General features: G+C 68.8%; 22 protein-coding genes. 7 read left to right on the top strand and 15 right to left on the bottom strand.

What is annotated here, in order from left to right; genetic code table 11:
• Nucleotides 1-7 precede the first annotated feature (7 nt).
• The 7 genes from BC102111_RS04470 to BC102111_RS04445 form a co-directional block, all read right to left on the bottom strand.
• Nucleotides 8-646, bottom strand: a complete 639-nt coding sequence (locus tag BC102111_RS04470; RefSeq protein WP_095375490.1) for a TetR/AcrR family transcriptional regulator — start codon at nt 644-646, stop codon at nt 8-10.
• Between the two features lie 235 nt (nt 647-881).
• The gene (gene dnaG / locus BC102111_RS04465) at nt 882-2,885 is read right to left on the bottom strand and encodes a DNA primase (protein WP_095375489.1); all 2,004 of its coding nucleotides are present in this window, start codon (nt 2,883-2,885) and stop codon (nt 882-884) included.
• 3 nt (nt 2,886-2,888) lie between these two features.
• A complete protein-coding gene (locus tag BC102111_RS04460; protein ID WP_373270476.1) occupies nt 2,889-4,196 on the bottom strand; it encodes a deoxyguanosinetriphosphate triphosphohydrolase in 1,308 nt (435 codons plus the stop codon).
• A 2-nt stretch (nt 4,197-4,198) separates the two neighbouring features.
• Complete coding sequence (gene dusB / locus BC102111_RS04455) at nt 4,199-5,362, bottom strand: tRNA dihydrouridine synthase DusB (protein ID WP_063250146.1); 1,164 nt, start codon at nt 5,360-5,362, stop codon at nt 4,199-4,201.
• 5 nt (nt 5,363-5,367) lie between these two features.
• Nucleotides 5,368-6,417 (bottom strand): ATP-binding cassette domain-containing protein, encoded by a 1,050-nt coding sequence (locus BC102111_RS17975; protein ID WP_232252588.1) that lies wholly within the window; start codon nt 6,415-6,417, stop codon nt 5,368-5,370.
• Between the two features lie 93 nt (nt 6,418-6,510).
• The gene (locus BC102111_RS17970; RefSeq protein ID WP_232252589.1) at nt 6,511-7,047 is read right to left on the bottom strand and encodes an ATP-binding cassette domain-containing protein; all 537 of its coding nucleotides are present in this window, start codon (nt 7,045-7,047) and stop codon (nt 6,511-6,513) included.
• Between the two features lie 173 nt (nt 7,048-7,220).
• Complete coding sequence (locus tag BC102111_RS04445) at nt 7,221-7,769, bottom strand: helix-turn-helix domain-containing protein (RefSeq protein WP_009377081.1); 549 nt, start codon at nt 7,767-7,769, stop codon at nt 7,221-7,223.
• Nucleotides 7,770-7,823: 54 nt separating this feature from the next.
• On the opposite strand from BC102111_RS04445, the gene BC102111_RS04440 reads away from it, so the two are divergent.
• Nucleotides 7,824-9,374, top strand: a complete 1,551-nt coding sequence (locus tag BC102111_RS04440; RefSeq protein WP_101623712.1) for an L-lactate permease — start codon at nt 7,824-7,826, stop codon at nt 9,372-9,374.
• A gap of 308 nt (nt 9,375-9,682) precedes the next feature.
• Here the strand turns inward: BC102111_RS04440 and BC102111_RS04435 are convergent, their stop codons facing one another.
• Nucleotides 9,683-10,951, bottom strand: a complete 1,269-nt coding sequence (locus tag BC102111_RS04435; protein WP_101623892.1) for an FAD-dependent oxidoreductase — start codon at nt 10,949-10,951, stop codon at nt 9,683-9,685.
• Nucleotides 10,952-10,989: 38 nt separating this feature from the next.
• Here BC102111_RS04435 and BC102111_RS04430 point away from each other — a divergent pair, with 38 nt between their 5' ends.
• Nucleotides 10,990-11,637: a TetR/AcrR family transcriptional regulator gene (locus BC102111_RS04430; RefSeq protein ID WP_101623711.1), complete on the top strand. Its 648-nt coding sequence runs from the start codon at nt 10,990-10,992 to the stop codon at nt 11,635-11,637.
• On the opposite strand, the gene BC102111_RS04425 is transcribed toward BC102111_RS04430, so the two are convergent.
• Nucleotides 11,553-12,881, bottom strand: a complete 1,329-nt coding sequence (locus BC102111_RS04425) for a M24 family metallopeptidase (protein WP_101623710.1) — start codon at nt 12,879-12,881, stop codon at nt 11,553-11,555. The two genes, BC102111_RS04430 and BC102111_RS04425, sit on opposite strands and share 85 nt — an antisense overlap.
• 204 nt (nt 12,882-13,085) lie before the next feature.
• Between BC102111_RS04425 and BC102111_RS04420 the strand changes: the two genes are divergently transcribed.
• Together BC102111_RS04420 and BC102111_RS04415 are read left to right on the top strand one after the other, a co-directional pair.
• Nucleotides 13,086-13,571, top strand: a complete 486-nt coding sequence (locus tag BC102111_RS04420) for an Lrp/AsnC family transcriptional regulator (protein WP_095375486.1) — start codon at nt 13,086-13,088, stop codon at nt 13,569-13,571.
• Entirely contained in the window at nt 13,568-14,959 is a 1,392-nt protein-coding gene (locus BC102111_RS04415) for an aspartate aminotransferase family protein (RefSeq protein WP_051995511.1), read from the top strand. The genes BC102111_RS04420 and BC102111_RS04415 overlap by 4 nt, the downstream gene beginning before the upstream one ends.
• Before the next feature lie 151 nt (nt 14,960-15,110).
• On the opposite strand, the gene BC102111_RS04410 is transcribed toward BC102111_RS04415, so the two are convergent.
• Nucleotides 15,111-16,493, bottom strand: a complete 1,383-nt coding sequence (locus tag BC102111_RS04410; RefSeq protein ID WP_101623709.1) for a glycine--tRNA ligase — start codon at nt 16,491-16,493, stop codon at nt 15,111-15,113.
• Nucleotides 16,494-16,830: 337 nt separating this feature from the next.
• Between BC102111_RS04410 and BC102111_RS04405 the strand changes: the two genes are divergently transcribed.
• Nucleotides 16,831-18,609, top strand: coding sequence for a DEAD/DEAH box helicase (locus tag BC102111_RS04405; RefSeq protein WP_009377065.1), 1,779 nt, complete (start codon nt 16,831-16,833; stop codon nt 18,607-18,609).
• Nucleotides 18,610-18,985: 376 nt separating this feature from the next.
• On the opposite strand, the gene BC102111_RS04400 is transcribed toward BC102111_RS04405, so the two are convergent.
• The 4 genes from BC102111_RS04400 to BC102111_RS04385 form a co-directional block, all read right to left on the bottom strand.
• Nucleotides 18,986-19,771, bottom strand: a complete 786-nt coding sequence (locus BC102111_RS04400; RefSeq protein WP_101623708.1) for an isoprenyl transferase — start codon at nt 19,769-19,771, stop codon at nt 18,986-18,988.
• A complete protein-coding gene (recO, locus tag BC102111_RS04395) occupies nt 19,768-20,496 on the bottom strand; it encodes a DNA repair protein RecO (protein WP_101623707.1) in 729 nt (242 codons plus the stop codon). Before recO ends, BC102111_RS04400 begins: the two co-directional genes overlap by 4 nt.
• Nucleotides 20,497-20,561: 65 nt before the next feature.
• Nucleotides 20,562-22,325: a 2-isopropylmalate synthase gene (gene leuA, locus BC102111_RS04390; protein ID WP_009377062.1), complete on the bottom strand. Its 1,764-nt coding sequence runs from the start codon at nt 22,323-22,325 to the stop codon at nt 20,562-20,564.
• Between the two features lie 255 nt (nt 22,326-22,580).
• Nucleotides 22,581-23,759 carry a DUF6636 domain-containing protein gene (locus BC102111_RS04385; RefSeq protein ID WP_146001394.1) on the bottom strand — a complete coding sequence of 393 codons (1,179 nt, stop codon included), beginning with the start codon at nt 23,757-23,759 and terminating at the stop codon, nt 22,581-22,583.
• Nucleotides 23,760-23,820: 61 nt separating this feature from the next.
• On the opposite strand from BC102111_RS04385, the gene BC102111_RS04380 reads away from it, so the two are divergent.
• Entirely contained in the window at nt 23,821-24,600 is a 780-nt protein-coding gene (locus BC102111_RS04380; RefSeq protein WP_101623705.1) for a L,D-transpeptidase family protein, read from the top strand.
• Complete coding sequence (locus BC102111_RS04375) at nt 24,600-25,163, top strand: dihydrofolate reductase family protein (protein WP_101623704.1); 564 nt, start codon at nt 24,600-24,602, stop codon at nt 25,161-25,163. The genes BC102111_RS04380 and BC102111_RS04375 overlap by 1 nt, the downstream gene beginning before the upstream one ends.
• Here the strand turns inward: BC102111_RS04375 and BC102111_RS04370 are convergent.
• Nucleotides 25,126-25,797, bottom strand: a complete 672-nt coding sequence (locus tag BC102111_RS04370; protein WP_101623703.1) for a hypothetical protein — start codon at nt 25,795-25,797, stop codon at nt 25,126-25,128. The two genes, BC102111_RS04375 and BC102111_RS04370, sit on opposite strands and share 38 nt — an antisense overlap.
• Nucleotides 25,798-25,815 lie beyond the last annotated feature (18 nt).

Here is a 25,815-nt window from a genome sequence, read left to right as displayed (position 1 = left end):
TCAGCTTTCATCTCAGTCGCTCGAGCACCTTGAGGAAGAGCCCCAAGGAGTCGTCGTAGACGTTCTTCGTGCCGTCGGGGTCGGCGGCGAGGTCGGGCGTGCGCTTGACCACCCGCGCAGCGTGCTGGAGCGGGACCATGCACAGTTGGGTGAGCATCCGCGCGCTGCGCCAGGCGGAGTCCTCGGACGAGAACTCCTGGCCGAGGTGCTTGAGCCGTGCGAGCACGTGCTCGGAGACGAGTTCCTCGAGCGCCTCGACCTGTTCGAACCGCTTGGTCACGAGCTCCGGATACGCGGCGAAGAGCTGCCGCCTGCGCACCGAGAGCCGCGGGTCCGTGCCGACGAGGAGCGCTTCGCGCACGAAGTTCGCCGTGTCCTCGGCCAGGGACTCGATGCCGGTGTCGGATTCGACATAGTCGCGCACCAGCTGGGTGTCGATGGTCGAGACGTCGAGGCCGACGATCGCGTCCTCCTTCGTCTGGAAGTAGTTGAAGAAGGTCCGCGGAGACACCCCCGCGTCGGCGGCGATCATCGCCACCGTCACCGAGTCGAGTCCCTCGTCGAGGACACGGGTGATCGCCGCTTCGTGGAGCGCGGTGCGGGTCGCTCGCGCCTTCTTCGTCCGCAGCGATTCGTGGTCAGTCATGCCCTCAATTTTGCACCATCTGCAACTTTTCATCAACTGCAAAATTGCAACTGTGCAGTATTTCACGCCCGAACGCCGACGGGACGTTCAGGATTCGAGGATTCGGGAGTTCGCGGGCGGCCGCGAACGCGCGCTGGGTCGCTGCTCGAGTGAGCGATCGCGGGGTCGGGCGATCGCGGGTGACGGCGCTGCGGAGTCCTCCGCGGGATGTCGGAGCCTGGTGACAGAGTCCGAGTCAGGCCATGAGTTCGCGCAGGCGCACCCGGTGCTGCTCAAGCACCTGGAGCTGGCGCAGCAGCGCGGTCTGCGCCTCGGCGTCCGTGGCGGACTGTCGCTGGAGGCGCGAGTGGAGTTCCTTCGCGATCCTCTCGAGGTCATAGTCGAAGAGCTTCGCGACGATGCCCTGGGCGAACTTCTCGGCGCCCATTCCCTCGGACACGGGCAGCGGGGTGACGAGGAGCTGGGCGATGCCGGGCTTGAGGTCCTCATCGCTGGCGTCCATGACGGTCTCCACCCACCGCCCGGGGTCGGCGGCTCCCGCGCGCAGTCCTCCCGCCGCGCTGAGCACGGCTTGGACCCGGCGGTACCCGGGATGCTCGAATGCGTGGGCAGAGAGCGAGTCGAAGAGCTTCGCGTTGACGAACTCCGGATGCTGGAGAGCGACCATGAGCGCGCCCTTCTCCGTCTTCAGGCGCGTCGGGGTGATCGGGGCGGAGAGGTTGGAGACGTCGGGGCGCTCGTCGTAGACGTATTCGATGCCGTCCTCGCCCGGCGCCCCCGGCCGACCACCGCCGCCCGCGGAATCCCCCGGACCGCCGGCCCCGTTCGCACCGGAAGCGCTGCTCGGACCCGGACGGCCGGCGGTCCGAGCGTTCTCGGATCCCGACTGCCGACCCCGGTCCGATGCGGAGGCACGCGGGTGTCGGCGGGCGGTCTTCACGGCAGCCTCCACCTCGGCGATGTCGACGCCGATGCGACCGGCGACGAAACGGTGGTAGTGGCTGAGGCTGTTTCGGTCGCGGATCCCGGCAAGCACCTCGGCGCTGGCCCGGACGGCGGCGATGCGGCCCTCGACGGTGTCGAGGTCGTACTGGGCGATCGCGGTGGTGATGACGAACTCGAAGAGGGGTCTGCGGCCCTCGATGAGCTCTCGGATCGCGGCATCGCCCTTCTCCAGGCGCAGGTCGTTGGGGTCGAGGCCCGAGGGTTCGACGGCGACGAAGGTCTGCGCGGTGAACTCGGATTCGAACTCGAAGGCCTTGAGCGCCGCCTTCTGCCCGGCCTCGTCGCCATCGAAGGTGAAGACGACCTGCGCGCTCGGATCGTCGCCGATGAGGCGGCGGACGATCTTGACATGTTCGGCGCCGAAGGCCGTGCCGCACGTCGCGACGGCCTGGGTGACGCCGGCGAGATGGGCGGCCATGACATCGGTGTAGCCCTCGACGATGACGACGCGTTTGGTCTTCGCGATGTCGCGCTTGGCGAGGTCGAGGCCGTAGAGGACCTGGTTCTTGTGGTAGAGCGCGGTCTCCGGGGTGTTGAGGTACTTCGGGCCCTGATCGTCGTCGAAGAGCCGCCTCGCCCCGAAGCCGATCGTCCGACCCGTCATGTCCTTGATCGGCCACATCACCCGCCCGCGGAACCGGTCGTAGATGCCCCGGCTGCCTTCGCTCGCGAGCCCGGCCGCGAGGATCTCCTCATCGCTGAAGCCGGCCCGGCGCAGGTGGGAGGTGAGCGCATCCCAGGACTTCGGGGCGAAGCCGATGCCGAAGTGGGCGTTCTCCCCGGGAGGGAAGCCCTTCTCGGCGAGGAAGTCGCGGGCGATCTGCCCGGCGTCCTCACCCAGAGCGGTGGCGAAGAAGCGCTCGGCGACCTCGTGCATCTCGAGCAGGCGCTGCCGTCTGCTCGCCTGCTCCCGGTCGGGGCCCTTGCCGTCCTCGTAGCGCAGGTGCATCCCGATCCGCCCGGCGAGCATCTCGACGGCCTCGACGAAGCTGAGCTGTTCGACCTTCTGGAGGAAGGTGAAGACGTCCCCGGATTCCCCGCAGCCGAAGCAGTGGTACATCCCGACCTGAGGGCGGACGGTGAACGAGGGAGTCTTCTCGTCGTGGAAGGGGCACAGGCCTTTGAGCGAGCCGATGCCCGCGGTCTTGAGCGTGACGAACTCGCCGACGACCTCGTCGAGGCGCGTGCGCGAGCGCAGCTCGTCGATGTCCTCGCGCTTGATGAGTCCGGCCATGGTCTAGAGACGATCCCCCGCCCCGGCTTGGATCCGGTGGTAGAGCGTCCACGCCGAATGGTCGGTCAGGGACGCGATCTGGTCGGCGATGACGCGCAGTCGGGCCGCATCGTCGGCGGCCTCCGCATGGTCGGCGGCGAACATCGGATCGAGCCCTCTCGGGTGCGCGTCATACCATTCGGCGAGCGTGGTGATGACGGTGTCCTGGATGTCGTGGAGGCGCAGCCGGTCCTCCGCGACCATGACCGTGAGCGTGGCCATCCCCTTGAGCACGGCGATCTCCACGGCCGTGGACTCGGGGACGACGAGGGAGGCCTGGTAGCGGTTGAGCGGCTCCCACCCGTACTCCTCGCGGGTCGCGGCCTCCGCGGCGCCGACGAAGCGGCCGATGAGCTGGCTCGTCATGTGCTTGAGGGCGGCCTGGGCGCGGCGGGAGCCGTCGAATTCGGTCTCCGGCCAGTACGCGGCGGCCTGGAGGCGGGTGAGCGCCTTGTCCATCTCCGCATCGTCGGTCTCGGGCAGGTACCACTGCCGGGTGATCGCGAAGAGCTCCGCGCGTCGGGTGTCATCGGTGAACTCGTTCAGGCGCAGGTGCCCGGCGACGACCGCGTCCTCGACGTCGTGGACCGAGTAGGAGATGTCGTCGGCGAGATCCATGACCTGGGCCTCGAGGCAGCGGCGACCGTTGACGACACCGGCCCGGTAGAAGTCGAAGACGGCGATGTCGTCGTCGTAGACGCCGAACTTCCGCACTCCCGAATCGCGTCGCCCGGCCGAGGCCTCGGCCCGCGGCCACGGGTACTTCGTCAGGGCGTCGAGGCTGGCCCGGGTGAGGTTGAGCCCGGCGGGTCGGCCATCGGGGGCAAGCACCTTGGGTTCGATGCGGGTGACGAGGCGCAGGGTCTGCGCGTTGCCTTCGAAGCCGCCGATGTCGGCGCACAGCCGGTCGAGGATCGTCTCCCCGTGGTGGCCGAAGGGCGGGTGCCCGAGGTCGTGGCTCAGGCATGCGGTGTCGACGATGTCGGGATCGCAGCCGAGGTAGCGGGCGAGTTCGCGGCCGACCTGCGCGACTTCGAGGGAGTGGGTGAGCCGGGTGCGGACGAAGTCGTCGGTGCCGGGCGAGACGACCTGCGTCTTCGCGCCGAGGCGGCGCAGCCCCGAGGAGTGGAGCACACGGGCGCGGTCGCGCTGGAAGGCCGAACGGCGCGGGTTCTTCGCCGGTTCGATGACCCAGCGCTCCTCGTCGCGGGCGGTGTAGTCCGCGACGTGCCCGGAGGCCTGGGCGATGCGTGCGGAGGTCTCGGTCGGCACGCTCAGCCTCCCGAGATGTCGAGTTCGGCTTCGGCGAGCAGCGCGGTGCCGCTGGCGTCGAAGACGCGGGAGTCAAGCCAGCCCTCGGGCAGGTGGGGGCGCTTGGGGCGGGTCGTGCGTCCGCGCGAGCCCTCGGCGGCCTCCCCCGGGTAGGGGGCGTCGTCGAGTTCGGCGAGGAGGGCGTCGAGTTCGGCCAGGGATGAGACCATCGCGAGTCGGCTGCGCAGATCGCCGCCGACGGGGTAGCCCTTGAAGTACCACGCGATGTGCTTGCGCAGGTCGCGGACTCCGTAGAACTCCTCGCCGTAGTAGTCGACGAGGTATTCGCCGTGGAGGCGGACGGCACGGGCCACCTCGGCGAGTCCGGGGCGGTGGCGCTCATCGCTGCCGTTCAGTGCGTTCGCGAGGTCCCCGAAGAGCCACGGCCGTCCCTGACAGCCGCGGCCGATGACGACGCCGTCGCAGCCGGTGCGCGCCATCATCTCCAGCGCGTCCTCGGCGGAGAAGATGTCGCCGTTGCCGAGCACCGGAACGCTGTCGCCGAGGTGGTCCTTGAGCCGGGCGATCGACTCCCAGTCCGCGGTCCCGGAGTAGAGGTCGGCGGTCGTGCGCCCGTGGAGGGCGATCGCCGCGACCCCGGCGTTGCGGGCGGTCTCCCCCGCGTCGAGGTAGGTGTGATGGTCGGCGTCGATGCCCTTGCGCATCTTCACCGTCAGCGGGATCCCGCCGCGGTCGGCTTCGCGCACCGCGGTGGTGACGATCGCGGTGAAGAGGTCCTGCTTCCACGGCAGGGCCGAGCCGCCGCCCTTCCGGGTGACCTTGGGCACCGGGCAGCCGAAGTTGAGGTCGATGTGGTCGGCGCGGTCCTCCTCGACGAGCATGCGCACGGCCTGCCCGATCGTCACCGGGTCGACGCCGTAGAGCTGGACCGAGCGCGGGGTCTCATACGGTTCGTGGTGGATGATGCGCATGCTCTTGGGGCTGCGTTCGACGAGCGCGCGTGAGGTGACCATCTCGGTGACGTAGAGTCCGGCACCGTATTCGCGGCAGAGCCGGCGGAACGCGGTGTTCGTGATCCCGGCCATGGGGGCGAGCACGACCGGGGAGGACAGCTCGATGGGGCCGATGCGCAGAGGCGCGACGGCCGGGGACGTGGATTCGCTCATGACACTCACCCGTCCATTATCCCAAAGGCAGGCAAATCGGACACCGCCCGGTCCGTTCCCTTACTCACAGTCGTCGACTGGTCGCCCTCAGCGGGTGCCTCCCGCAGTTCGCGAACGTCCCATTCGGTGACCGCACCCAGTTCCTCGCCGAGGCGGTCGTCGTGGGTGACGAGCAGCATCGCTCCCCCGAATCCCTCGAGCGCCGAGGCGAGCGCCCGCTGGGAGGCGACGTCGAGGTTGTTGCCGGGTTCGTCGAGGAGGAGCAGCTGCGGGGCGGGGTCGGCGAGCAGGGCGGCGGCGAGCGCGACGCGGAAGCGCTCCCCTCCCGAGAGCGTCCCGCACAGCTGCTCGGTGCGCCCGGCACGCAGACCCATCGCCGCGAGCACCTCGTGGACGCGATGCTTCTCCAGTCCCGGGTTCGGGTCCCGGACGGCATCCATGACGCTCGAGTGCTCGGGCAGCCGGTACTGCTGGTCGAGGTGGGCGATGGGCACGTGGACGGCTGTGCTCAGCCCGGGGAAGAGCTCGACGACCGGAGCGCTCGCCGACCCACCGCGCAGGGCGGCGAGCAGGCTCGACTTTCCGGCGCCGTTGGGTCCGGTCAGGCGGATCCGCTCCGCTCCGACGATCGTCCACGGACGCTCGAGCCCTGCGCTGTCGATCTCGAGCACCCGTTTGCCGGCATGGACCTCGGTCTCGGGCAGGTGGAGGGTGATCGACGGGTCGCGGCGGAGGGCGTCCTTCGCCCTCTGCACGTCCGCTTCGGCTCGGGCTTCGTCGGCGGCTTTGTCTCCGCGACGTTTGGCTGCCGACTTCTGGGCGAAGTCGCTCAGTCCGTTCATGACGATCTTCGGCCGCCGCTTGTTCGCCGTGTCCGTGGCCGCCTTCCGGTCGGCGCGCGCCAGCGTCGTCTCGAGCTCGATGCGCTGGCGCTTCTCGATCGTCAGCGTCTTCTTCGCATCGGTGAGCCGAGACCGCTTGGCCTCCTCCTCGGCGGCGACCAACTCCTCGTAGGCGCTGTAGCCGCCGCCGTAGACACGCAGTTCGTCAGTCATCTCGACGATCGCGTCCATCGTCTCGAGCAGGTCTCGGTCGTGGGAGATGATGAGGCTCGGTCCGCTCCGCCGGTCGAGGAGCTCGCCGAGGAGTCAGCGCCCTGCGGCATCGAGGTTGTTGCTCGGCTCGTCGAGGATGAGCCATGCGGATCCGGCGAGAGCCGCACGGGCGAGGCCGATGCGCATGGCCTCCCCACCGGAGAAGGTCCGCAGCCGGCGGTCGAGGTCACGGGACTCGAGACGCAGCCCCACCTCGGCGAGGGCGGACAGGGCCCGCTCTTCGATGTCCCAGTCGTCGCCGATGACGGCGAAGTCCTCGTCCTCCCCGTGCCCGGCGAGGGTGCGGTGGAGGGCTGAGCGGACGGTTCCGATGCCGAGGACGGTCTCGACGGGGACATCGGTGTGCGGGAGCAGCTGGTCGATGTGGACGGCGCCTGCGGAGCCGATGACGGTGCCCGTCGTCTGGGTGAGCTCGCCGGTGAGGATACGGGCGAGGGTGGACTTTCCGATCCCGTTGTCACCGACGAGGCCGACACGTCCGGTCGGGATGGTCGCGGTGAGGGAGTCGAGGATCTCGGTGTCGTAGCCGAGGCGGTAGCCGAGTCCGGAGATGGATATGGCAGCAGTCATCTGTGACCTCATTTCGTGCACACGTGTGTGGTGCGGGGCCGTTTCGCCCGCGGGTGCGGAAATGAGTGGTCACTTCACTGGGGGTGGCTGCCTTCCGACGGGAATGGGACCCGTCAAGGATGCCCGAGTCCGGTGGGGCCCGTCAAGGGCGGACCGCCTCGGCGGGGGCGGTCTCAGACGATGATGAGGATGAGTTCGGCCGGACGGTCGCTGGGGTTGGCGACCTGGTGCGGGACGTCGCCGGGGGCCTGCGCGCAGTCGCCGGCGCGGAGCACGGTGCGACGGTCGATCGTGACGATCTCGACGATCCCGGCGAGCACGTAGAAGGTCTCCCGGGATCCGGAGCGGTGGGCGGCGATGGCGGAGGTCTCGCTGCGCGGATCGAGGGTGTAGTGGATGACCTCCATGTTCTCCATCGGGGAGGGGAGGTCGCGGCGGTGCGTGCCCGGACCGTAGCTCGTGAGCGCGAGGATGGCTTCGCTGGGGGTGATGACGACCTCGGGTTCGGCGAGCAGTTCGCCGACGTCGACGCCGAGGGCGCGCGAGAGGCCCATGGCATTCGAGACGGAGGTGTCCTGTTCGCCGCGCTCGATCTTCGACAGGGCGGCGCGGGAGATCCCGGCGCGGGCGGCGAGCTCGTTGAGCGTGAGGTTGCTGTGCCGCCGGCGGGACCGCACCCGCGCGCCGAACACCCGCGCTCCCGTGTCCTCTGACTTCGCCATGATCCCATCCTAGTGTATTCTCAGATAGTAGATTTCGATCCATGAAGAGCGAAAATGCCCGGTGTCCTTGCGCTCTCCCCTCTTGCCCTCGTGATAGTCCTCCTCGCCGTCCGGGTTCCGACATGGATCTCGGCGGCGGCAGGACTCCTCGGGTCGATCGTCTGTGCGCTTCTCGCATTCCCCACACCGCTTGCCGTCTTCGCCGCCGCCGGCACGGACTACTTCCCGCTCGTCGTCGAAGTCGCCCTCATCCTCCTCTTCGGCATGATGCTCGCCTCGATCCTCGAGGCCAGCGGTGCCATGCGCGCACTCTCCGGCTGGGTCGAGGCGACCGTGCCGAGTCGGTCGATCGGCGTCGCCCTCGTCGTCTTCGGGATCGTCCCCTTCGCCGAGTCCGTCACCGGCTTCGGCATCGGTGTGACGATCGGCGTGCCGGTGCTGCGCCACCTCGGCTGCTCGATCCGCCATTCCGCGCTCTTCGGCCTCCTCGGGCTCGTCGCCGTCCCCTGGGGTGCGCTCGGCCCGGGCACGACCGTCGCTGCCGCGCTCGCCGACCTCGACGTCGACGCCCTCGGCCTGACCACGGCCTGGATCAATGCGATCCCCATCGCCGTCGTCCTCGTCGCAATCATCGCCCTCGCCCGCCCGAGGCCCCTCAGCGCCCTGGGCATGGCAGCCGCCGCCGGGCTGCTCTGGGCCGGCATCCTGGCTTCGAACGCCCTGCTCGGCATGGCCCCGGCCGGCATCGTCGGCTCGCTCCTCGTCATCGCCGGCATCGGCCTGCCCCTGTCGGTCCGCAGCCGCTTCGCCGGGATGGACCGCTCGCTCGGGCGTGCGGTGCTGCCGTATGCGACACTCACGGTCGGCATCCTCATCGCCCGGGAGCTCTACGCGCTCGCTCCGTCGCCCCTCACCGACATCGTCTCCTCTCCCCCGTTCTGGCTCGCGGTCGCCTGCCTCGTCGCCGTCCTCGTCGCCCGGGGCCGGGGGCGAGCGCGCGGGGCGAGCGCCGGGCCGGCGGACACCCCGGGTCCCGGTCCGGCGAACACCCCGGGTCCCGGACCGACGGACGCCGAGGCCGGCGAAACGGCGGACGCAGGCGACTCCGGCACCGACCCTGACCCAGCTGTCGCCTCGGCGAAGGAACTCCTGCGCCCGGTCGCGGCGTCCGCGGTCCGCGCATGGGTCCCCATCGGGGCGGCGACGGCGGCGTTCATGGTCATGGGCTGGGTGATGACGACGAGCGGGATGAGCGACGCGATCGGCGCACTCGTCCCCGCCGGCCTCCTCCTCGTCACTCCGTGGCTGACCACGGTCGGGGCGGTCCTCACCGGGTCGAACACGGGCAGCAACGCGATGTTCTCGGGCACCCTCGCCTCGGCGGCCGACGCGGCAGGGGCCCCGGCGATGACGGTCGTCGCCGCCGGAAATGTCGCAGGCTCCTTCGCCGCCCTGGCCGCGCCCCCGCGCGTCGCGATGTCCGTCCAGCTCTCCGGCGGCACCGGCGCGGATCCCCGCGACGGCTCGTGGGTGCTCGGCCGCGCGGCGCTCATCGTCGCGATCAACGCACTCGCCGTCGGCCTCTGGCTGCAGTTCCTCGGCTGACTTCCTTCGACGACATCACGCCGCGTCACAGTTCGCCCCCGCAGGCGCACGCCCTACCCCCAGCGCCACCTCCACCCCGCAACCGCACGTCCTCCCCGTGACAACACCCCATCGTCGTCGGTTCACAGACAACCCTCCACTCGGCACGTCATCCCCGCAGCGACGAAACCTCCCCGTGCACGCGTAGGAAACACCGCTCCGGGTGCCGGGTGCGCGCATCCCCGCCGAGGCGGTCGTCCCGTCCGCGCAACCCGCACCAACCGCGTCGCAGTCCGCGTCCGCCGCCACCTCCGCAACCGCAGCCGCATTCACCGCCTGCTGAAACCGCGCCGCGCACCGGCACCGACATGTTCGGGCCGAGGCCCCACGCCGATGATGCGCCCGGGCACGTGGGCGAGCGCGGGGAATCGGGCGACGAGGCGCAGCGGCAGGGGCGGACGCGAGGCTGGGCGATCGCCGAGGAGCACCGGCTGGATGCGCAGCTGGACCCACTGGATGAGCGTCGCCGGCCAGGCGCGCCGCCTCTGCACTCGGCGCAGCTGCCTCGCCGTCGGTGTGCCCGCGCGGAGATTCGGCCCGAGGATTCGCGCCGCGGCGACCGCGTCCTGGATGGCGAGGTTGATGCCGACTCCACCGGCCGGCGACATCGCATGCGCGGCGTCTCCGATGCACAGCAGGCCGGGTGCGTGCCAGCGTCGCAGGCGCTCCAGTCTCACCCGCAGGAGCCTGACGTCGTCGAGACCCACGTGCTCCATCCGTCCGCTCAGCTGCGGGGCGATCCGGGCGACCCGCGCCCGCAGTGCGGTGAGCGCCGCCGCCGACGGCACCCAGGTGCCTGCCGGGATCGCATTGGCGACCTGGAAGTACTCGCCTCGGTCGATGGCGAGGAGAAGACCGGCACCAGCCTGCACGAAGGGAAGGGACTCACCACTGGCCTTCGGCACGCGGAACCAGAGCACGTCCATCGCCGTCGCCAGCCGCTGGGGGTGCAGTCCCGCTGCGTCCCTCACGGTCGAATCCCGACCGTCCGCCGCGATGACGAGGCGTGCCTGCAGGGTCTCCTCCCCCGTCGACGATCGCGTGCGGACACCGACGATCCGCTCTCCCGCCCGGACGACGTCGATGACCTCGGTGCTGCGCAGCAGCGTAAACGTCGGCTCGCGCAAGGCGGCGCGGGCGATGAGATCGAGGAACTCCCACTGCGGCATGAAGCTGATCACCCGACGCCGGGTCGGCAACCGCGAGAAGTCAGCGAGCACGAACTCCTCCTCGTTCCACCGCAACGTCACGCGAGGCATGTCCTCGTGCGGCAGGGTGAGGAACTCGTCGAGGAGGCCGAGCTCGGCCAACAGGTCCTGGGTTGAGGGATGGATGGTGTCGCCGCGGAAGTCGCGGAGGAAGTCATCGTGCTTCTCCACCACTGTCACCCTCACCCCGAGACGGGCGAGCACGAGCCCGCAGACGAGGCCGGCGGGACCGCCGCCGACCACGATGCAGTCCGTGTCCGCCGCCGCGCCGAGTCGCCGCGAATCGTCGCCGGTGACCGTCTGATCCTGTTCGTTCCACTGTGCCTTCATGGCCTCAGACTGCTCCCAGGGCATGGGACAATGCCACCATGGTCAATAAACGACCGGGTCGACCCTCGGGGACGTCGGACGCCCGGCAGAGACTCGTCGCCGCGGCTCAGCGTCTGCTTGCCGGCGGACATCCGGCGACGATCACCGCTCGGCAGATCGCGGCGGAGGCAGGCCTGAGCCACTCGCTGGTCAATTATCACTTCGGCTCGAAGGACGAACTCCTCATCGTCGCCCTCGCCCTCACCGTCGCCCCGCATCATGTCGTTGCCGCGGCGACCGAGCACGGCACCCTCGACGTCCGGGCACTGGCCGAGGGCATCGTCGCAGTCTGGGATCACCCCGTCCACGGCCCCCGCCTCGTGGCGTTCGCCAGGGAGCTCGCCGATGACGGTTCGCGGGCTCAGCTGCTCAGCCGCTATCTCGAGCGGACCGTCTTCGGCGCCCTCGCCGAGGCGGTCGGACGTACCGCAGCCCGTCGGCTCGCCGTCGTCATCGTCGGCACGATCTTCACCCGCTACGTCCTCGCGCTGCCGATGATGGCGACCCTGTCCCCCGCCGAGGTGGTTCGACAGATCGTCGCCCTCGCCGGTCCGATGCCGGCTCAGAGCCGGATGAGTTCGCGCGGGAAGTCCGTGAAGGTGTCGACACCGGAGTCGGTGACGAGGATCGACTCGGAGAGTTCATAGCCGTAGCCGTTCATCCACATCCCGCAGATGAGGTGGAAGGTCATGCCCGCCTCGAGGATCTGGTCGTCCTCCGTCCGGATCGAGATCGTCCGCTCACCCCAGTCGGGCGGGTATCCGATACCGATCGAATAGCCGAGCCGGCTCGGTTTCTCCAGACCGGCCCGGGCGAGCACCCGATTCCACGTCCGGGCGAGCTCGGCGGTCGGAACGCCTGGGGCGGCGACGTCGAGCACGGCCGCGAGCGCCTCGGCGACGACCCCCTCGAGGCGGACGAGCTCCTGCTTCGGACGCCCCACCACGGCAGTGCGCGCCAAGGGAACATGGTAGCGGCGGTGGACCCCGGCGAGTTCGATGCTCACCGACTCATCTGCGGCGAAGGTCCGATCCGTCCAGCTCAGGTGCGGAGTGTCAGCGCTCTCACCGGTGGGCATGAGCGGGACGATCGCCGGATAATCACCCCACGACGGCCCGCTCCCCCGCGCCTGCGCGGCGGAGATCGCGGCGGCGACCTCGTGCTGGCCGACCCCCTGCCCGACCGTGCCGAGGGCCGCGTCCATCGCCGCGCTCGTCACTTCGGCGGCCCGGTGCATGAGGGCGAGCTCGTCAGCGGACTTGATCGCCCGGATCCAGTTGACGAGCTCGAACGAGTCGACGAGACGCCACTCGGGCACACCGTTGACGAGCGCCCGGAAGGCGCGCGGGGAGAAGAAGTGCGAATCCATCTCGACCCCGACCGGCGAGGACGAGGCCCGGGCGACCTCCCACCGCTGACGGAGTGCGAAGGCGACCCAGTCGAAGGGGTGGATGTGCGGGCGCTGAACGTAGCGCTCGGGGTAGCCGACGATGTCTTCGGGCGGCAGCCACGAGGTGTGGGAGGCCCCGCGGGCGTCCATGTCGCGCAGGAAGAGCGTGAGCGGACCCGAGGAGGGGACGAAGAGCATCTGCGGGGTGTAGAACGACCACGCGTTGTAGCCGGTGAGGTAGTAGATGTTGGCCGGGTCGGTGACGATGAGCGCCGAGAGTCCCTGATCGCTCATCCGTCCGCGCACCGCCGCGATCCGGGCGAGGTACTCCTCTGGGGAGAACCCGAGGTTCTGCGCCCCGATCGTGTCGACCTCTCCCGGTGTCGGCTGCGGGCGCGAGCGCACCGCCTGCCCCGCACCGCCCTGCTCGGATCCCGGCCGCATTCCCTGGACGTCGGGACGGTCCGCCTCGCCGCCGGTGAACAGCTCGCCTTCATTCATGCCCTCAGTGTGGTGATCGCGCTCACACGGTGTCAATGACGGTCCGCGAGCGTGTCGACGGGCGCCGCCCGCACCTCGGATCGACACGCACTGACGGATACAGAATGAAATTTCAACACAATCAACTGAATTCGCACAGTGGACTACGCATTCCGACTGATTCAATGGTAGATTGATCTGAGACTCACATCACGGAGGTGAAGAATGGCCCACTCGCTGCCGAGCGGAAGCAGTCACCGCCTGGGCAACCTCGACGAGAAGTCCAAGGCGATCATCGTCGAACTCCAGCATGACGGACGCAAGTCCTACTCTGCCATCGGGAAGTCCGTCGGACTCTCCGAGGCGGCCGTGCGACAGAGGGTGTCGAGGCTCATCGACTCCGGCGTGATGGAGATCGTGGCCGTGACCGACCCGCTCAGTCTCGGCTTCGCCCGACAGGCCATGGTGGGAGTGAAGGTCCGCGGAGACATCTCGAAGGTCGCCGACAGGCTGCACGGGTACGACGAGATCGACTACCTCGTCGTCACCGCGGGGTCGTTCGACCTCCTTGTGGAGATCGTCTGCGAATCGGACCGACACCTCATCGATTTCGTCAACAGGGAGCTCCGGTCGATCGACGCGGTCGTCGACACAGAGCTCTTCATGTACCTCTCACTCGAAAAGCAAAAATACAATTGGGGGACACGATGACAGACAATGTCACCAGAGCCGGCACTCCGTATCAGGAAGCCGTGCGCAACAACGTGTGGATGCATATGGCTCCGCACCAGGCCCTGTTCAACGGCGGACAGGCACCGATCATCACCCGCGGCGAAGGCCACTACATCTTCGACGATCAGGGCAAGCGCTACATCGACGGCCTCGCCGGTCTCTTCACCGTCCAGGTCGGACACGGTCGCGAGGAGATCGCGAAGGCGATGTACGACCAGACCATGAAGCTGCCCTTCATGCCGCTGTGGTCCTTCGCCCACCCGCAGGCCATCGAGCTCTCCGAGCGCCTCGCCTCCTACGCCCCCGGCGATCTCAACCGCGTCTTCCTCACCTCCGGCGGCGGCGACTCCGTCGAGTCCGCGATGAAGCTTGCCAAGAACTACTTCAAGCTCACCGGCAAGCCCGGCAAGCACAAGATCATCTCCCGTGCCACCGCCTACCACGGCACCCCGCACGGCGCCCTGTCCGTGACCTCCCTGCCGGGCCTGCGCGAGCAGTTCGCCCCGCTCGTCCCCGGTGCCCACAAGGTCCCGAACACGAACTTCTACCGCGCACCCGAACCGTACGCGCACGATGAGAAGGCCTTCGGCCGCTGGGCCGCCGACCGCATCGCCGAGGCGATCGAGTTCGAGGGTGCCGACTCCGTCGCCGCCGTCTTCCTCGAGCCCGTGCAGAACTCCGGCGGCTGCTTCCCGCCGCCTCCCGGATACTTCGAGCGCGTGCGCGAGATCTGCGACGAGAACGATGTCCTCCTCGTCTCCGATGAGACGATCTGCGCCTACGGTCGCATCGGCGACATGTTCGCGTGCAACGACTTCGGCTACGTCCCCGACATCATCACCAGCGCCAAGGGCATCACCTCGGGCTATGCTCCGCTCGGTGCGATGATCGCCTCGGACCGCCTCTTCGAGCCCTTCGGTCCTGGCGGCGACGCGACGTACTACCACGGCTACACCTTCGGCGGTCACCCCGTCGCCTGTGCCGCCGCGATGGCGAACTTCGACGTCTTCGAGAACGAGAAGCTCAACGACCACGTGCACGAGAACGCCGGCGCGTTCAAGTTCACGCTCGAGAAGCTCAAGGACCTCCCGATCGTCGGCGACGTCCGCGGTGAGGGCTTCTTCTACGGCATCGAACTCGTCAAGGACAAGGACACGAAGGAGTCCTTCACCGAAGAGGAGTCGGAGCGGATCCTCAAGAACTTCGTCTCGGCGAAGATGTACGAGAACGGCCTCTACTGCCGTGCCGACGACCGTGGCGACCCGGTCATCCAGCTCTCGCCCCCGCTGACCGTCGGTCAGAAGGAGTTCGACGAGATGGAGCAGATCATCCGCGGCGTCCTCCAGGAAGCCTGGACGATGTTCTGATCGTCACTCGCACGACGACGGCCTCGGCACCTTTCACAAGGTGCCGAGGCCGTCGTCGTCGGTGCCGGGGGCAGGGCCGCTGTCAGGTTCTCGCCCCGCCGAGGCGGTCGCACGGCTGCGGCGGACCCGCCGTGCCGTGCGACCGTGGAACTCAGGCCCCGCCGAGGTGGTCGGCGAGGTAGGACTCGACCTGATCGAGGCTCACGCGCTCCTGGCTCATGTCGTCGCGCTTGCGGATCGTCACCGCACCGTCGTCGAGGGAGTCGAAGTCGTACGTGATGCACAGCGGGGTGCCGATCTCGTCCTGGCGGCGGTAGCGGCGACCGATCGCTCCGGCGTCGTCGAAGTCGATGTTCCAGCGACTGCGCAGGCGAGCGGCCAGAGCCTTCGCCTCGGGAGTGAGCTTCTCGTTGCGGCTGAGCGGAAGCACAGCCGCCTTCACCGGAGCGAGGCGCGGATCGAGCTTGAGCACGATGCGGGTGTCGGTGCCGCCCTTGGTGTTCGGCGCCTCGTCCTCGGTGTAGGCGTCGATGAGGAAGGCCATCATCGACCGGGTGAGGCCGAACGCGGGCTCGATGACGTAGGGCGTGTAGCGGTCGCCGCTGGCCTGGTCGAAGTACTGCAGCTTCGCCCCCGACGCCTCGGTGTGGGTGCTCAGGTCGTAGTCGGTGCGGTTGGCCACGCCCATAAGCTCACCCCACTCCGAGCCCTGGAAGCCGAAGCGGTACTCGATGTCGATGGTGCCTGCCGAGTAGTGGGCGCGCTCGTCCTCGGGGACGTCGAAGCGGCGCATGTTCTCTTCGCTCAGGCCCAGGCCGAGGAACCAGTTCCAGCAGTCCTCGACCCATTCGTCGAAGAGGGCTGGAGCGTCGTCGGGGTGGACGAAGTACTCGAGCTCCATCTGCTCGAACTCACGGGTGCGGAAGATGAAGTTGCCGGGCGTGATCTCGTTGCGGAAGGACTTGCCGATCTGCCCGATTCCGAACGGCGGCTTCTTCCTTGATGCGGTGAGCACATTGTTGAAGTTGACGAAGATGCCCTGCGCGGTCTCCGGGCGCAGGTAGTGCAGTCCGGCCTCGGACTCGACGGGGCCGAGGAACGTCTTGACGAGTCCGGAGAACTGCTGCGGCTCGGTCCACTGGCCGCGGGTGCCGCAGTCGGGGCACACGACGTCGGCCATCCCGTTCTCCGGAGCCTTTCCGTGCTTGGCCTCATAGGCCTCGATGAGGTGGTCCTCGCGGTGACGGTGATGGCAGCGGAGGCATTCGACGAGCGGGTCGACGAAGGTCTCGACGTGACCGGAGGCTTCCCACACGCGCTTGGGCAGGATGATCGACGAGTCGAGGCCGACGACGTCCTCGCGTCCGCGGACGAAGGTCTGCCACCACTGGGACTTGATGTTGTCCTTGAGTTCGACGCCGAGCGGGCCGTAGTCCCACGCCGAGCGGGAACCACCGTAGATCTCCCCTGCCTGGAAGACGAATCCTCTGCGCTTGGCCAGGGCGATGACGGCATCGAGCTTGGACTGTGCCACGGTTGACTCTCCTTGGTATCCGTTGCCGCCACGGCCGGCTGCCGTGGCGCACAGACTCCAGCCTATCGGGTCACGGCCGCCTCCAGGTGAAGCGCGGCAGGCGATGGAACTCACACCTCTTACGCAGGGTCGGGGCCGCCTCGGCGAGGATCGGCACGGTAGACTGGTGCCACACCCAAACCTTTCTCCGTACCGATGACTGTGCCCGCGCGCAGTCGGAAGGAAGCGTACGGTTCCGGCCCGGATTGCCAGTCATGATCGCACAAGCGGCCGCAGGGTAGATCGCCACTACAGTCATCTGCGATCAAGTGTGTGCCGACGTGAGAGAGAACCACTCATGACCGAAGAATCCACTCAGGAGACCACGCCGACGTTCGCCGAGCTCGGCCTCCATCCCGAGGTCCTGCGCGCCGTCGAAGCCCTCGGCTACGAATCGCCGTCCCCGATCCAGGCCGCGACGATCCCTGCGCTCGTCGCCGGTCGCGACGTCATCGGACTCGCGCAGACGGGTACGGGCAAGACCGCGGCGTTCGCCCTGCCGATCCTCTCCCACCTCGCCGAGGCGGGGCGGGCATCGGACGGACCGTTCGCTCTCGTGCTCACCCCCACCCGTGAGCTCGCGCTCCAGGTCGCCGAGGCGTTCACCTCGTATGCGACGAATCTCGACGACTTCTCCGTGCTCCCCATCTACGGCGGCCAGTCCTACGGTCCGCAGCTCGCCGGCCTCAAGCGCGGTGCGCAGGTCGTCGTCGGCACCCCCGGTCGCGTCATCGACCACCTCAAGCGGGGCTCGCTCAAGCTCGAGAACCTCCAGCACCTCGTCCTCGACGAGGCCGACGAGATGCTCAAGATGGGCTTCGCCGAGGACATCGAGGAGATCTTCAACGCCACCGGCGACTCGCGTCAGGTCGCTCTGTTCTCGGCCACGATGCCGACCTCGATCCACCGCCTCACCGGCAAGTACCTCAACGATCCCGAAGAGGTTCGGGTCGCGGCGAAGTCGCAGACCGGGTCGAACATCCGGCAGCGCTACCTCATGGTCCAGCACTCCCACAAGCTCGACGCGCTCACCCGCATCCTCGAGGTCGAGGAGTACGACGGCATCATCATGTTCGTCCGCACCAAGCAGGCCACCGAGGAGCTCGCGGAGAAGCTGCGGGCGCGTGGCTTCAAGGCCTCGGCGATCAACGGCGACATCCCGCAGCAGGCCCGTGAGCGCACGGTCGAGATGCTGCGCGAGGGCAAGATCGACATTCTCGTCGCCACCGACGTCGCCGCACGCGGTCTCGACGTCGAGCGCATCTCGCTCGTCGTCAACTACGACATCCCGCACGACACGGAGTCCTACGTCCACCGCATCGGCCGCACCGGCCGCGCGGGACGCTCCGGTGAGGCGATCCTCTTCATCACCCCGCGTGAGCAGCGCCTGCTCGGCTCGATCGAGCGCGCGACGAAGCAGAAGGTCGAACCGCTCACTCTGCCCAGCGTCGAGGAGCTGACGAACACGCGCGTGGAGAAGTTCACCAAGCGCATCGACGACGCGCTCGCGACGACGGAGCTGAGCGAGCTCGCCACCGTCATCGAGCAGTACGAGCTCAGCCGCAACGTCCCCGCCACGGACATCGCCGCGGCACTGGCGTCGATGGTCCTCGAGTCGAACTCCCTCAAGGCGGAGCCGATGCCCGAGCCGACCCGCGGCAAGCAGGGCCGCGACCGTGACGGCAAGCGCGGCGGTCGCAGCCGCGAGGGCATGGTCACCTACCGTCTGGCCGTCGGCCGCAACGAGCGGGTGCAGCCCGGTTCGATCGTCGGAGCGATTGCGAACGAGGGCGGCATCACCTCGAAGCAGATCGGGCACATCGACATCCGCTCGAACCACACCCTCGTCGACCTGCCCGAGGATCTCGATCCGGGTGTGCTCAAGAAGCTCGCACACACGGAGATCCAGGGCCGCCCGATCGACATCCGTCCCGACTCCGGTCGTCCGGGGCGCCCGTTCAAGAAGCGCAACTTCGACAAGCAGCCCGGCGACAACCGCAACTTCCGCGGCGACCGCCGAGGCGGCGGGAAGAAGTTCGGCGGCCGCGACCGGGACCGCTCGCGCGACCGGTACTGATCTCGCGTCAGTAGCCGGCGCTCTCAGCGTGAGGGTCGGCGCCCGGTACTGAGCCGGCACACAGCCAGAAGGGGCCCGCAGCATTCGTGCTGTGGGCCCCTTCAGCGTGTGTATCGGGGACTTCCGGGCCCGCTGCGGTGTTGATCGCCCGCTCATCATCTCGCGGACCCGCGCGCTATGCGGAACGGCCTCTTCTGCTGAAGTTCCGCCCTGGACGGGGGCCGCCTCAGCAGAGAGAGCACTCTCCCGATGTCCACGTTTCGACTCTGAGTCACTTTTCGCTCGATCGGTCGGGGCATGAACCGACTGTTCGGGCGGAAAGTGACTCACACCGGCGACGGTCGGGCGCAAAACGATCGTCCTGGCGAAAAGTGACTCAGCCTGCGGTCTCCCCCGGCCGGTCGACGGCCCCGCCGAAGCGCCGGTCGCGGCGCGCGTACTCCTCGATCGCCGCCCACAGCGTGCGCCGGTCGACGTCGGGCCAGAGCACGTCCTGGAAGACCATCTCCGCATATGCGGACTGCCAGAGGAGGAAGTTCGACGTCCGCTGCTCGCCCGAGGACCGGAGGAAGAGGTCGACGTCGGGCACCTGCGGCGCGTAGAGGCGAGAGCGGATCGTCTTCTCGCTCACCTTCCCGGGCTTGAGCTTTCCCGCGGCCACCTCGGCGGTGATCGCGTTGACGGCGTCGACGATCTCCGACCGACCGCCGTAGTTGACGCAGAACTGCAGGGTCAGACCTGTGTTGTGCTTGGTCATCTCGGCCGCGGTCTCGAGTTCATCGATGACCGAGCGCCACAGGCGACCTCGCCTGCCGGCCCAGACGATGCGCACCCCGAGCGCGTTGAGCTCGTCCCGGCGGCGGCGGATGACGTCGCGGTTGAACCCCATGAGGAAGCGGACCTCCTCGGGTGAGCGCTTCCAGTTCTCCGTCGAGAACGCGTACGCCGACAGATAGTCGACGCCGATCTCGATCGCCCCGTGGATGACGTCGAGCAGGGACGCCTCTCCCGCCTTGTGGCCCTCAGTGCGCGGAAGTCCGCGTTCGTTGGCCCAGCGCCCGTTGCCGTCCATGACGACAGCGACGTGGGAGGGCACGAACTTCGGGTCGAGGCGCGGGGGTCTCGCCCCGCTCGGATGGGCGGGAGGGGCAGGATAGGTCACGTGCGCTCCAGGACAGACAGTGATCGGATGTTGCGTTCGAGGTGCCACGACACCCAGTCCGAGACGAGCTTGGAGCCGTCGATCTGGTCGTGGAGGTCCGAGGACTCGGCACTCTCCCAGTCGCCGGTGAGCAGGGCGGCGAGGTGGTCGAGCGCGTCGGTGTCGGGCAGGGCGGCCCCGCTCGGACGGCAAGCCGAGCACACGGCGCCGCCGAGCGCGGCCGAGAACGCCCGGTGCGGTCCCGGCGCCCCGCATTGGGCGCAGTCGAGCAGACTCGGCGCCCATCCGGCGACCGACATCGCCCGCAGCAGGTACGCGTCGAGGGCCAGCCTCGGCGGGTGCTCGCCCTTGCACAGGGAGCGGATCGCGGAGACGAGGAGGAGGAACTGGGCCCGGGAGACGGGTTCGGCCTCGGTGATGCTGCGGGCAGTCTCCGCCATCACCGAGGCGGCCGAATAGGCGTCGAAGTCCGCGCCGATGCCGCGGGCGAAGGGTTCGATGAGCTCGACCTGGGTGACGATGTCGAGGTTGCGTCCGATGTGGCACTGGACGTCGACGAGCATGAACGGCTCGAGGCGGGAGCCGAACCGCGACTTCGTGCGCCGGACCCCCTTCGCGACGGCACGGACGAGTCCGTGGCTGCGGGTGAGGACGGTGACGATGCGGTCCGCTTCGCCGAGCTTGTGGCCCGCGAGGACGATGCCTTCATCACGATAGCTGTGCACCGATCCATTATCGCAGAGCGCGGCAGGGAATGCCCCGCCGCGCCCTGTGAGTGTCGCCGGTCGGCTCACTCCTCGCGGTCGCGCACCGCCCGGTTGACCGCGGAGATGACCGCCTTGAGGGAGGCCTTCGTGATGTTCGGGTGGAGGCCCGCACCCCAGCGCACGCGGTCGTCGATCGCGAGTTCGACGTAGGCCGCGGCCGTCGTGTCCGCTCCTGATCCGATCGCGTGCTCCGTGTAGTCCTGGAGGCGCATGTCGAGGTCGAAGTTGTCGTTGAGCACGCGCACGAGGGCGTCGATCGGGCCCTTGCCCCGGCCTTCGTACGTCCGCTCCTGGCCGTCGACGATGAGGTCGACCTCGATCCGCTCGGAGGAGGTCGTGTCGTCGACGGCCCCGGACTCGGTGCGCAGCCCCACGATCTGGAAGCGGCCCCAGGTCTGGTCGGGGTTGTCGCTGGGCAGGTACTCGTGGTTGAAGATGCGCCGGATCTCCTCGGCGGTGAGCTCGCCTCCGGCCTCAGTGTGCTGCTGGACGGCCTTGGAGAACTCGACCTGCATCCGGCGCGGCAGATCGAGACCGTACTCGCTCTTGAGCAGGTAGGTCACGCCGCCTTTTCCCGACTGCGAGTTCACGCGGATGATCGCCTCGTACGAGCGGCCGAGATCCTTCGGGTCGACGGGCAGGTAGGGCATGTCCCATTCCATGAGGTCGACAGGGACCCCGTCGGCCTTCGCATTGCGCTCGCGGTCGGCGAAGGCCTTGTTGATCGCATCCTGGTGCGAGCCGGAGAACGAGGTGAAGACGAGGTCGCCGCCGTAGGGGTGACGTTCGTGGACGCCGATCTGGTTGCATTCGGTGACCGTGTGGATGACCTCGTCGATATCGGAGAAGTCGAGTTCGGGGTCGACGCCCTGCGTGTAGAGGTTGAGCGCGACGGTGACGAGGTCGAGGTTGCCGGTCCGCTCCCCGTTGCCGAACAGGCAGCCTTCGATCCGATCAGCGCCCGCCATGATGCCGAGCTCGGCCGCAGCGACCCCGGTCCCGCGGTCGTTGTGCGGGTGGAGGGAGACGGCCACCTCGTCGCGGTAGGGCATGTTCCGGCAGAACCATTCGATCTGGTCGGCGTATGTGTTCGGGGTGCCGCGTTCGACGGTGGCGGGCAGGTTGACGACGGTCTCGCGTCCGGCGGCGGGCTGCCACATGTCGAGGACGGAGCCGACGATGTCGAGGGCGAACTCGGGTTCGGTGTCGACGAAGATCTCCGGCGAGTACTGGTAGCCGAAGTCCGCGTCGCCGAGCAGCGTCTCGGCGTGCTTCATCACCGCCTGGGTCCCCTGCAGGGCGATGTCGCGGGTCTGGTCGAAGCCGTCGCCGTCGAAGCCGAAGACGACCTTGCGGAAGACCGGGGCGGTCGCGTTGTAGAGGTGGACGGTGGGCATCTTCGCCCCGACGAGCGATTCGACGGTGCGTTCGATGAGGTCCTCGCGCGCCTGGGTGAGGACGGAGATCCGCACGTCGTCGGGGATCGCATCATCGTCGATGATCGAGCGGACGAAGTCGAAGTCGACCTGACTCGCCGCGGGGAACCCGACCTCGATCTCCTTGAACCCGAGTTTGACGAGGAGATCGAACATCCTCCGCTTGCGATCGGGGGTCATCGGGTCGATGAGCGCCTGGTTGCCGTCGCGCAGGTCGGTGCTCAGCCAGCGCGGGGCCTTCCGGATGACCTGGTCGGGCCAGGTGCGGTCGCGCATGTCGAGCGCGATCCGGTCCTGGAACGACTTGTACTTCTGGTACGGCATGGGGGTCGGCTGCTGCAGATTCATCATTCCTCGTCATCTCTCGTCGTGCGGATCAGCATGGAGGACTCCGCGACGAGGGCGCTGTCCGTTCAGGACTCGTCGCGGCACGGAAGGAGGATGAACCTGTGAGCCACGCCTCCACGGTAGACCGCCGACCCGCCGGGGCGAGCGCACTGTCCACATCTCAAGACACTTGGCTCGTGATCCGACTCCGTCCTCTGCCGCCGAGGCGGTCGACGGTCCCCGGGACCACCGCAGTCCCCGACGCCGCCGGGGCGGCCCTCAGTCCCCGAGGAAGTCGACCGAGGCTCGGCGAACCGTGAAGCCGACGCCGGTGGAGTCGGATGTGCACGTCATGCCGTCCTCGGCGGACGTGCACGTCATCCCCGAGGCCGAGATCGACTCTCCGTATCCGAGGACGCGCGCCGGCCCCGCGTTCTCCGGGGCCTCAACGCACGAGAACCCTGCGCCTTCGCCGTTGGCGACGACGACCGAGCCCCAGTTCTCCATCTGGCAGTCCTCGGGCCGCTCCGGAGGCGTGTAGTCGAAGGAGCTGATGACACAGCGAGCCCGCTCGGAGTCGATCGTGCACTCGATGTTGCCCGACGGCGAGGCGAAGGTCTCGACCGCGGCCGGAGGGCTCGACGTCTCAGGTCCCTCGGTCGGTTCGAGACTCGGGGCGGGGCTCGGACTCACCGGCGCAGAGGCGACGTCGTCCCTGCTCTGCATCGAGTCCCAGACGATGTAGCCGACGATGCCGAGGGCGAGGACGAGAGCGATGGCCGCGAGGACCCACAGCCACGCCGGCACGCGCTTCGTCTCCGGCTCGCGCCGGTAGGGTCCCCCCGGACCGCTGCCGCCGCCGGCCCCGCCACCGGGACCCGTCGGACCCCCCGGACCGTAGCCGTCACCGCCGTAGCCGGCGGCGTACCCGGCACCTGCCGGAGGGACGGGAGTGCCGCCGCCCTGACCCTGCGACCCGTACCCTGCCCGACCCGGAGCGGCTGCCGCGCCGGAGGCCGCTGCCATGCCGGGGGCCGCGGCGCCGAAGCCCTCGCCGCCGCGACCCGGACCTTCAGCGCCCCCGTTGTGCGGGGTTCCCTGCGGGTTCCACTGCCGGGGCGCCGAGGCGGCCTGCGCCTCGGCGATGTCGGATGCACTCGCCTTCCTCGGGGACGGTCCGGACTCCTCGGACTCCGGTCCCCCGGATCCTGCGCCCTCGGCGGCGAGCTGACGGAGTTCATCGAGGCTGAGGACCTCCGTGGCCTCAGTGCCGTCGGCGGAGACCATCGACCGCAGCCGTTGGATCTCCTCGGCCGACAGCGCCTGCGTCGATCCGTCGGCGTCGGCGGGCCTGTCCTGGCCGATGAAGAGCTGCGTGGTGATCGAATCCGGAGTCTCCTCGGCCGGTTTCCGGCGCCCGGGGCGCGGAGGATGGTTCGGCACGGGTGGAATGCTCATGGGAGCCATTTTCTCACAGACACGCACCCCGCCCGGGTCGCGCCCGTGAGAGGATGGCGTCATGGTCAGTGCTCGCACCCGCCTGTGCGCGGGCGTCGTCGGGCTCGCATTCGTGCTCTCCTCGTGCGGGCCCGCCGAGGAGTCCCCCGACACCGACCGGGGTCTCGCGGCTCCCGCTCAGCAGATGCGGACCGGCGACTTCGCCGTCCCCGCCCAGCTCGACCCCGGCGGTCAGGAGTCCGCCTCGGCGGCAGGACCGACGGTCCCGGGGCTCGGCCCTGAGACCTCGGCGCAGATCCCGGCCGGCACGACCCAGGTCATCGTCGTCAGCAGCCCCGACGCCGCCTCGGACAGCGGTGAGCTCGCCTTCTACGAGCGCACGGACGAGACGTGGACGAAGCGGAAGACCTTCCCCACCCACAACGGATCCAACGGCTGGCTCGCCGACCGCCGGGAAGGGGACAAGACGACCCCGAGCGGTGTCTTCACCCTCACCGATGCGGGCGGATACCGGAAGGACCCGGGAACGAAGCTGGCCTACACGCGCGATGCCGGACTGCCCGCCTCGGCGACCGTCGCCTACGGGGAGGAGTACTCCCGCGTGTTCGACTACATCATCGCCATCGACTACAACCGCAAGCGCGGCACTCCGCCGACTGACCGGACGCGGCCCCTGGGCAAGGAGAAGGGCGGCGGCATCTGGCTCCACCTCGATCACGACTCGGGCACGAACGGGTGCGTCACCCTCAAGGAGAAGGACCTCCTGTGGATCATGCGGACGATCGACCCGGAGGCGGACCCGCGCATCGCCATGGGTCCCGTGAGCGAACTGAGGGAATGATGCGCCGGATCACCATCGCCCTCGTCCAGACGATCAACGGCGCCTACGCCCACGACGGCTGGTCGACGGGGGTCTCGACGCCGACGGATTTTCGCTACTTCGTCGGACTGCGCAGGCGGGCGGGAGCGATCATCATCGACCGCCGTACCGCGCTCAACCCCCGGCTGCCGATGATCAACGCCCCCGGCAAAGCCCTCGAACACACCCCCGTCCACGTCCTCACGGAGTCCGACCCCGCTGAGCTCGCCCGGCAGCTCGCCGATCGGGGACTCGACTACCGTGCCGTGGGCTTCACCCCGAACTCCCTCGCCGAGGTGGTCGCCGGGCTCGCGTCGGACAGCGACGAGATCGTGTGCGAATCCGGGCCCAACCTCGCCTATCGGATCCTCGAGCACTATCCGCACACGGAGCTGCATCTGAGCATCTCGTCGCGCTATCTCCGGGACGGTCTCACCCACTTCTCGGGGCTCGAGGCCGACATCCCCCTGCGCGTGCGTGGGATCGAGCAGCTCGACGATCAGGTCGTCATCCGCTATGCGAAGGCGAAGCCCCCTCCTCAGTGAGCAGGGCGTCGGACGGGGCGAGGTGGGTGATGACCTCGTCCGTGCCTGCGGTGAGGATGCGCTCGGCGGCGCCGACGACGACGTCGATGCCGATCGTCTCGACCCCGCCCTCGGTGTCGTTGCGCTCATCACCGTGGAGCGGAGCGAGGATGGTGAGCTCCCGGAACCGCACGGACGGGGACTCGGCGTCGGCGACGCGGATGAGCATCTGCTGGGCGGCCCCGAAGACGCTGATCGCCCCCGAGCCCACGCAGGCCTCGATGCTCGCGACGCCGTTGAACGCAAGGTGGATGTCCACCCCGAGGTCTGCCGCGACTGCGCACGCGGAGAAGTGCGCCCGCAGGTACGAGTCGAAGTCGGCGTCGAAGGCGTCGATGCCGCGGCCGAGCATCGGCCCGTCGACGTACCAGCCGCCGACCGCAGCGATCTGCGCGTCGATGCTCAGTCCCACCTCGGCGAGCGCCTCGGCGACGGCGTGCGGTCGCTCGACCCAGTCGGGGACGACGAGTGGGATGAAGTCCACCGAGGCGGTCGGCGGAGTGCGGACGACGCCGACGATGTCATGGTCGCCGGACAGGCGTCGGGCCAGGCGGGAGCCCACCCAGCCGGAGGCGCCGAAGAGAAGGATGCGCATCAGCCCAGTCTAGGGGGC

Origin of the sequence: Brevibacterium casei CIP 102111 (assembly GCF_900169275.1) — a bacterium.
In the GTDB taxonomy this organism is placed as follows: Bacteria; Actinomycetota; Actinomycetes; order Actinomycetales; family Brevibacteriaceae; genus Brevibacterium; species Brevibacterium casei.
This window is presented reverse-complemented; position numbering and strand designations above follow the sequence as displayed.

Coding starts and splice junctions, on each gene's coding strand:
- BC102111_RS04430 (WP_101623711.1), top strand. CDS start 10,990: ATGGTCAATAAACGACCGGGTCGACCCTCGGGGACGTCGGACGCCCGG.
- BC102111_RS04470 (WP_095375490.1), bottom strand. CDS start 646: ATGACTGACCACGAATCGCTGCGGACGAAGAAGGCGCGAGCGACCCGC.
- BC102111_RS04375 (WP_101623704.1), top strand. CDS start 24,600: ATGCGCCGGATCACCATCGCCCTCGTCCAGACGATCAACGGCGCCTAC.
- BC102111_RS04415 (WP_051995511.1), top strand. CDS start 13,568: ATGACAGACAATGTCACCAGAGCCGGCACTCCGTATCAGGAAGCCGTG.
- BC102111_RS17975 (WP_232252588.1), bottom strand. CDS start 6,417: ATGACTGACGAACTGCGTGTCTACGGCGGCGGCTACAGCGCCTACGAG.
- BC102111_RS04380 (WP_101623705.1), top strand. CDS start 23,821: ATGGTCAGTGCTCGCACCCGCCTGTGCGCGGGCGTCGTCGGGCTCGCA.
- dnaG (WP_095375489.1), bottom strand. CDS start 2,885: ATGGCCGGACTCATCAAGCGCGAGGACATCGACGAGCTGCGCTCGCGC.
- leuA (WP_009377062.1), bottom strand. CDS start 22,325: ATGATGAATCTGCAGCAGCCGACCCCCATGCCGTACCAGAAGTACAAG.
- BC102111_RS04405 (WP_009377065.1), top strand. CDS start 16,831: ATGACCGAAGAATCCACTCAGGAGACCACGCCGACGTTCGCCGAGCTC.
- BC102111_RS04385 (WP_146001394.1), bottom strand. CDS start 23,759: ATGAGCATTCCACCCGTGCCGAACCATCCTCCGCGCCCCGGGCGCCGG.
- BC102111_RS04440 (WP_101623712.1), top strand. CDS start 7,824: ATGCCCGGTGTCCTTGCGCTCTCCCCTCTTGCCCTCGTGATAGTCCTC.
- BC102111_RS04425 (WP_101623710.1), bottom strand. CDS start 12,881: ATGAATGAAGGCGAGCTGTTCACCGGCGGCGAGGCGGACCGTCCCGAC.
- BC102111_RS04370 (WP_101623703.1), bottom strand. CDS start 25,797: ATGCGCATCCTTCTCTTCGGCGCCTCCGGCTGGGTGGGCTCCCGCCTG.
- BC102111_RS04435 (WP_101623892.1), bottom strand. CDS start 10,951: ATGAAGGCACAGTGGAACGAACAGGATCAGACGGTCACCGGCGACGAT.
- BC102111_RS17970 (WP_232252589.1), bottom strand. CDS start 7,047: ATGACTGCTGCCATATCCATCTCCGGACTCGGCTACCGCCTCGGCTAC.
- BC102111_RS04445 (WP_009377081.1), bottom strand. CDS start 7,769: ATGGCGAAGTCAGAGGACACGGGAGCGCGGGTGTTCGGCGCGCGGGTG.
- dusB (WP_063250146.1), bottom strand. CDS start 5,362: ATGAGCGAATCCACGTCCCCGGCCGTCGCGCCTCTGCGCATCGGCCCC.
- BC102111_RS04420 (WP_095375486.1), top strand. CDS start 13,086: ATGGCCCACTCGCTGCCGAGCGGAAGCAGTCACCGCCTGGGCAACCTC.